The sequence below is a fragment of the Kitasatospora sp. NPDC056531 genome, assembly GCF_042794375.1.
Lineage (GTDB): Bacteria > Actinomycetota > Actinomycetes > Streptomycetales > Streptomycetaceae > Kitasatospora.
The window spans coordinates 3,332-4,405 of sequence record NZ_JBHTTU010000122.1 but is presented as its reverse complement, the minus strand read 5'-3'; the positions used below and the strand labels follow the sequence as shown (position 1 = coordinate 4,405).

The 1,074-nt window shown below is 68.6% G+C and carries 1 protein-coding gene; it reads right to left on the bottom strand.

All coding sequences use genetic code 11. The annotated features are described in order from the left end of the window. The coding region (locus ACFQ87_RS40625; protein ID WP_380615990.1) for a TauD/TfdA dioxygenase family protein at positions 1 to 925 on the bottom strand (925 nt) is incomplete at its 3' end. Between the last annotated feature and the right edge of the window lie 149 nt (positions 926 to 1,074).

Here is a 1,074-nt window from a genome sequence, read left to right as displayed (position 1 = left end):
GTTCTGAGGGTTTGCCGTCCACACCGGTCGGCACGTCTCCGGCGATCAACACCCGGTGCATGATCCGCGGGAAGTCGAGGTGCGCGGCGTCACGAGGGGCCATGTGAACAGTGGTTCGGTTGTCCCAGAAGGCGACGCTGCCCGGCTCCCAGCGAAACCGGACCGTGTATTCGGGGCGGACCGCCTGCTCCAGCAGCATCTCCAGGACTGCCCGGCTCTCCGGGCGGGAGAGGCCGATGATCTGCTCGACGTAGAAACCGTTGACGAACAGTACGCGTTCGTCGGTTTCCGGGATGACGCGTACCAACGGGTGGGCCGTGGCCATCTGATGACCGAGCAGGTGCTCGACGTACGCGTCATGGCCGGGCCGCGGCTGGTAGCCGACTCCGAGTCGGTGTTCGGCCCGCAGTCCGTCCACGAAGTCGCGCACGGGTGCCGACAGTCCCGCGTAGGCCGCTGCGAGGTTGGCCCAGGTGGTGTCACCGCCGTAAGGCGGGACGGTCTCGGCCCGCAGGATCGTCGCGGCCGGCGGGTCGATGTGGTTGCTCCAGTCGGAGTGCCAAGGGTGCAGCAGGCTGTCGTTGCGCCGGTGAAGCCACTCCGCCCGGTCCATGCCGTACCGTCCGGACAGTTCCAGCCGATCGGCTGTCGTCTCGATCTCGGGCACGTCCGGTGGGGATGCGCTGCCGCGTCGGGGCAGGACGATCGGCTGCCCGAAGCGTCGGGCGAGTGCCACGTGCCCGGCGTGGTCCAGTCGCTGTTCTCGGAAGAAGACGACCTTCCACCGCAGCAGCGCCGCCCTGATCACTGCGGTCACAGCGTCATCGATCTCGTCCGCCAGGTCGACGCCGGTGATCTCCGCTCCGATGTGTCCGGCGACCGGGTTCACCTCAACACCGGTAGCGCGATCAGCTTCTCCTACCACCGCAGCCCCACTGTCCTCATCCGATCGTCTCGGGCCCTCCCACGCTGCCCCGGCAGGCAAGGTTCCCAACCCGGGACCCTTCGAACCCCCGTCGCGCGGGCCGGGCGGGGCGCAGGCGGTCCACTACGGAAGACTCCGAGTGGCGGTGG